This window comes from Schwartzia sp. (in: firmicutes) (genome assembly GCF_978017985.1).
Map to the genome: position 1 here is coordinate 1 of NZ_CDXDFU010000021.1, position 5,749 is coordinate 5,749.

General features: G+C 49.2%; 5 protein-coding genes. All 5 read left to right on the forward strand.

The annotated features are described in order from the left end of the window. The first annotated feature begins 70 nt into the window (after positions 1-70). Positions 71-829 (forward strand): YdcF family protein, encoded by a 759-nt coding sequence (locus ACY69O_RS00870; protein WP_462331585.1) that lies wholly within the window; start codon positions 71-73, stop codon positions 827-829. 36 nt (positions 830-865) lie between these two features. Then, the gene (locus ACY69O_RS00875; RefSeq protein WP_462331586.1) at positions 866-2,194 is read left to right on the forward strand and encodes an MATE family efflux transporter; all 1,329 of its coding nucleotides are present in this window, start codon (positions 866-868) and stop codon (positions 2,192-2,194) included. 152 nt (positions 2,195-2,346) lie between these two features. Then, positions 2,347-3,699 carry a phosphohexomutase domain-containing protein gene (locus ACY69O_RS00880; protein ID WP_462331587.1) on the forward strand — a complete coding sequence of 451 codons (1,353 nt, stop codon included), beginning with the start codon at positions 2,347-2,349 and terminating at the stop codon, positions 3,697-3,699. Between the two features lie 16 nt (positions 3,700-3,715). Beyond that, complete coding sequence (galU, locus tag ACY69O_RS00885; protein ID WP_462331588.1) at positions 3,716-4,615, forward strand: UTP--glucose-1-phosphate uridylyltransferase GalU; 900 nt, start codon at positions 3,716-3,718, stop codon at positions 4,613-4,615. Positions 4,616-4,618: 3 nt separating this feature from the next. After that, positions 4,619-5,749, forward strand: a 1,131-nt coding sequence (locus ACY69O_RS00890; protein ID WP_462331589.1) for a glucose-6-phosphate isomerase, incomplete at its 3' end; no start/stop codon positions are given.

Sequence of the window (5,749 nt, forward strand, 5' to 3'; positions counted from 1 at the left end):
ACATGCCTGAGGGGCTTTGCATGCTTAAACAGGAAACGAAAGCCGCTCTGGAGAAAGGAGCGGCTTTTTTATGATTTATCTGCTGAAATTCGGAGCGAGTTTTATACTGCCTCCGGGCATTTTTTTCGTGCTGCTGCTTCTTTGTGCGGGATGGGTATGGAAGCGCGGAGAAAAACGGCCTGCCGCGGCAATTGCCGGCGTAGTATTTGTCTTTTATCTGCTTTCAACGAGTGTCGTATCTGATGCTTTGGTGCGTGGTCTGGAATCGGAATATCTGCCTCCTGAAAATCCCTCCGGGGATGTTATTGTTATGCTCGGAGGAGGAGCGCTTCTTGATACTCCTGATGTGGACGGCCAGGGGACGCTCTGCTCAAGCCCGGCAAACAGGCTTTTGTCCGTGGCGCGTCTTTACAGAAAGCTTCATGTGCCCATTCTCTTATCGGGAGGACAGGTCTATGCTGATACCGGAGCAGAGGCATGGATAGCACGCCGTGTACTTATCGGGCTGGGAGTGTCTGAAGATGATATTCTGATTGAACCGGAAAGCCTTAATACTACACAGAATGCCAAGTATTCGGCAAAAATTATCAATGAAAAGGGCTTTAAGCAGCCGATTCTTGTGACGTCTGCATTTCATATGCCCAGAGCTGTGTTGTGCTTCAAAAAGCAGGGAATTGAGGTTACGCCGTATCCGACAGATTATCAGGCGAACCTTACGCCCCGGGAGGTGCATTATTCCCGCCTGCGGCCCGAGTCCGGAGCTCTTTCGGCAAGCGCGGTTGCTTTGCAGGAGCGGCTGCGTACCCTGGTGACTGTTTTATTTGAGTAAGAATGAATAGGTATGGAATAGTTTGGAGAAGGTTTTATGACAAAAAATCTTACAGAAGGGAGCCCTGCTAAGCTCATTCTGTTTTTTACACTGCCTCTTATTGCGGGAAATGTGTTCCAGCAGATGTATGCGTTCGTCGATACACTTATCGTCGGACGCTTTCTTGGCGTTCAGGCGCTGGCGGCAGTGGGCTGTACCGGAAGCCTTATGTTTCTCATGATAGGATTTGTTATGGGTACTACTACAGGACTTTCCATATGCACAGGGCAGAGGTTTGGTGCCAGGGACAACAGGGGAGTCAGACGCAGCGCTGCGGCATGTGCGGTGCTTACACTTGGTATTGCCGCTGTTTTGACAGTGCTTGGATGGCTTTCGGCACGGCCGCTGCTTGTTTTGATGCAGACACCTCCGGAAATTCTGGAGGACGCGGTTTCTTTTATCAGCATTATATACGGCGGTTCGGCTCTGATGATGTTCTTTGCCATGCAGACGAATCTTATCCGTGCACTGGGAGACAGTCAGCGTCCGACGTATCTTTTGGCGTTTGGTCTGATCTTAAATATTATTTTTGAACCCATATTTATTATAGTGCTTGGGTGGGGTGTTCCGGGGGCTGCTCTTGCTACGGTGTGCTCACAGGTTGTGGCTAATCTCGTGTGCCTGTTTTATATTTCGAGGAAGGTGTCTGCTCTCTGGATACAGAAAGAAGACTGGAGGCTTACACGAAAGGAGCTTTATAATCATCTCAGAATGGGTATTCCGATGGGCTTTCAGGCATCTGTTATCGCTCTCGGTGCAATAATTCTCCAGGTTGCTCTGAACGGACTCGGGCCTTTGGCAGTGGCCGCGTATGCTGCGGCACAGAAGGTCGATATGGTTGCGGTAATGCCCATGATGTCATTTGGCATGGCAATGGCGGCCTATACAGCGCAGAATTACGGAGCTCATCAGTATGACCGAATCCGTGCCGGCGTGAAGAAATGTGTGATGATGTCCGGTGCTTTCAGTATAGCGGTAGGGGCTTTCAATATACTCTGCGGGCCGTTTCTGATGGAGCTTTTTGTGGGGGAAGGACAGCAGCAGGTTGTTGATTACGGTCAGATGTACCTTGTGGTCAACGGCGTTTGTTATTTTATCCTTTCGCTGCTGTTTATTTTTCGATACACTCTGCAGGGATTGGGGCAGACTGTTGTTCCGACGATTGCCGGAGGAATGGAGCTTATTATGCGTGCGATTGCGGCGCTTGTTCTTGTTGACTGGTGGGGGTATTTCGGAGCCTGTGTTGCAAACCCGATGGCGTGGGTCGGTTCATGTGCGCCTTTGGCTGCAGCGTATCTGTATATCAGAAAAAGTCTGAAGGATTGATAGGAAATAAATGAAAGTTTTCGCAATGTTTTCAAAAAAGAAGGATTTTTTTTTATAATAGCGAATTATCTTAATGGTGTATCATTATTTTGTCAGTTATCTGTGCAGACATGCACGAAATGCATAGAAGCGTAATAAGAGGAGTGAACAGTATGGAACTGAGCAGCAAGGGGTTTGGAGCGTATGACATCCGCGGAATATATCCGGAGGAAGTAAATGAGGAGCTTGCGTATCGCGTGGGAAGGGCGTTCGTGCAGCTCTTTGACGCAAAAAAGGTTGCTGTCGGACATGATATACGTTTATCGGGACCGTCCATTTCCGAGGCCCTCATCAGAGGATTGAATGAGGCAGGCTGTGATGCGGTGGATATCGGACAGTGCGGAACGGAAATGATTTACTTTGCCACGGCCCATCTTAAGTTGGACGGCGGTATTATGATTACTGCGAGCCATAATCCGAAGGACTATAACGGAATGAAGCTGGTGCATCGTGAGGCCCGCCCTGTAAGCAGCGATACAGGCCTGAAGGATATTGAGAAAATCGTTATGGAGGGCTCCTTTGAGCCGGCAGCAAAGATTCCGGGCAGTGTTGAAAAAGTAGATGTACTCGATGATTACATTGAGCACCTTCTTTCATATATCGATGTGGATAAACTCACACCGCTGAAGGTGGTGGCCAATACGGGAAACGGAGCGGGCGGCCCTGTTGTAGAGGCTTTGGCGAAAAGGCTTCCGATTGAAGTTATTCCCGTATATCCGGAGCCGGACGGAAATTTCCCCAACGGCGTGCCTAATCCTATTCTGCCGGATAACCGTGATGCTACGGCTGAAGTGGTCAAAGCGCAGCATGCCGATATTGGAGTGGCATGGGACGGAGATTTTGACCGCTGCTTCCTTTTCGATGAGAAGGGAGGATTTATTGAGGGCTACTACATGGTAGGTTTTCTTGCGCAGGCATTCCTCAAAAAGAATCCGGGAGCAAAGATTATTTACGATCCGCGGCTTACGTGGAATACCATTGAAATTACAGAAGCAATGGGCGGAGTGCCCGTAATGTGCAAGAGCGGACATGCTTTTATAAAAGACCGCATGCGCCGTGAAAATGCCGTATATGGCGGTGAAATGAGCGCTCATCATTATTTCCGTGAGTTCTCCTACTGTGACAGTGGTATGCTTGTGTGGCTTCTGGTCATGCAGCTCCTATCCGAGGCGAAAAAGCCTCTTTCGGAGCTTATGCGGGAGCGCATGGAGAAATTCCCGTGCAGCGGTGAAATCAACAGCCATGTTGAAGACGCGGCGGCAATTCTTAAACGCCTGGAACAGGAATACGGCCCGAAGGGCGAAGTGAATCATGTTGATGGGCTCAGTGTTGAGTTCGATACATGGCGCTTTAATCTGCGCATGTCAAATACAGAGCCTGTTATCCGCTTAAATGTCGAGACGAAGGGCGATGCTGCGCTTCTCAAGGAAAAGACTGAGGAGCTTTTGAAAAAAATACGTGCATGAGTGAGGGAATACTAAGGTGCAGAAAATAAGAAAAGCGATTATCCCGGCGGCGGGGCTTGGAACGCGGTTTTTGCCGGCAACAAAGGCACAGCCGAAGGAAATGCTCCCCATTGTGGATAAGCCTGCGATTCAGTTCATTATAGAAGAAGCCATGGATTCGGGGATAGAGGAGATTCTCATAATAACAGGACGCAACAAGCGTTCAATAGAGGACCACTTCGACCGCTCCATTGAGCTTGAGATGCAGCTTAAATCACAGGGCAAATATGACCTGATGAAAATGATTGAAAAAATATCGGATATACAGGTTCATTTCATACGTCAGAAGGAAGCAAAGGGCCTCGGTCACGCTGTCCTCTGCGCAAAGCAGTTCGTAGGAAATGAACCCTTTGCCGTTCTTTTGGGCGACGACCTTGTGGATGCCAAGGTACCGTGTCTTTCTCAGCTGATTGATGTTTATAACGACTTTGGCGGAAGTGTTCTGGGGGTGCAAAGAGTCCCGCAGGACCGCGTTTCAAGCTACGGAATAGTTAATCCCGAGGAGATTAAGCCTAACGTATGGAAAGCGGTGGACCTCATCGAAAAGCCGTCAATAGATGAAGCACCGTCCAATCTGGCAGTTCTCGGCCGTTACGTTTTGGAGCCGGAAATCTTTGAGATTCTTGAGCACACGGAACCTGGACGCGGCGGAGAAATACAGCTTACAGACGCGATCCGCGAGCTGGCGAAGAAGAAGCCTGTGTATGCATACAATTTCTTCGGACGCCGTTACGATATCGGAGATAAAGAAGGTTTTCTTGAGGCTACCGTGGAGCAGGCATTAAAACAGCCGGAGCTTCGCGACCGTTTTATGGCATATCTCGTAAAATCCATCGGACCACTGCTTTTGAAAGAGGTCTCCAAAAAGGAGGAATAGGTCATGTGCCTTTCGTTGGCATCGGGGTTTAAGTTTGATTACACGAACCTTTTCGGAGAAGGAAAGGTGACTAAAGAGGACATAAATGAACTTCGTCCCGACATTGAAAGGGCACATGCTGCGGTCATGCACATGCGCGAGACCGGAGAGGTGCGCGGTCATCTGTCAAAGGACGGCGCGCCTGAAAAGGTCTTGTTTACACAGCTCCCACATATTAAGGCGGGTAATCTCAATTCTCCTGAATCGATTGAACGTCTCAAAATGTTTGGGAAAAAAGTGCATGATGAAGCCGATGCGGTGATTTCCTTCGGCATAGGCGGTTCTTATCTCGGCGGGCGTGTTCTGTTTGACACGGCCTGCGGAGAGTTTTGGAACCTCAGAACGAAAAAACAACGCGGGGGCTGGCCTGAGTTCTGGTTCAGCGGAAACAATATTGATCCGCTTCGTACAGGAGATTTGATTGAGCATATACGGTTCTCTGCCGAAAAGAAAAAGACACATGAAGGCGGTAAGCTTTCGGTGCTTTTGCTTGTGATATCAAAGTCAGGAAGCACCTTTGACACCATGTCGGCTTTCATGGTCGTGTTAAATGAGCTGGACAAGGCGGAAAACATTGATGTCAGCGTGGTGGCTGTGACAGATCCTTCCACGGAGAAGCCAACGCTTCTGAAGAAACTTGCGGAGGAACGCGGGTGGGAAACCTTTGCAGTGCCTGATGGCGTGGGCGGAAGGTTCTCGGTGTTTTCAGAGGTCGGGCTTGCGGCGGCCTGCTGCTTTGGCTTTGATATTGAACAGTTCCTTGCAGGGGCACGCGCCATGGATGAGGCGTGTAAAACCCCGGAGCTGTTTGAAAATCCTGCAATGCTGAATGCAGTGCTGAAGTTTATTGCGTCTGAAAAGTATGGACGTGACATAGAAGTCCTTATGCCCTATGGGGATTATCTGAAGTCTTTGGCAGAATGGTATATTCAGTTGCTTGCGGAATCCCTGGGAAAGACTTACAATCGTAAGGGTGAAAAGATTTATTATGGGAGAACCCCGATAGTTGCGGTGGGAACCACAGATATGCATGCGCAGACTCAGCAGCATCAGGAAGGACGGCTTAATAAAGTAGTCCAGTTTGTGCGTGTTGAG

Excerpts from the sequence above, each read along its gene's own strand:
- ACY69O_RS00870 (WP_462331585.1), top strand. The coding sequence starts at position 71 with ATGATTTATCTGCTGAAATTCGGAGCGAGTTTTATACTGCCTCCGGGC.
- ACY69O_RS00875 (WP_462331586.1), top strand. The coding sequence starts at position 866 with ATGACAAAAAATCTTACAGAAGGGAGCCCTGCTAAGCTCATTCTGTTT.
- ACY69O_RS00880 (WP_462331587.1), top strand. The coding sequence starts at position 2,347 with ATGGAACTGAGCAGCAAGGGGTTTGGAGCGTATGACATCCGCGGAATA.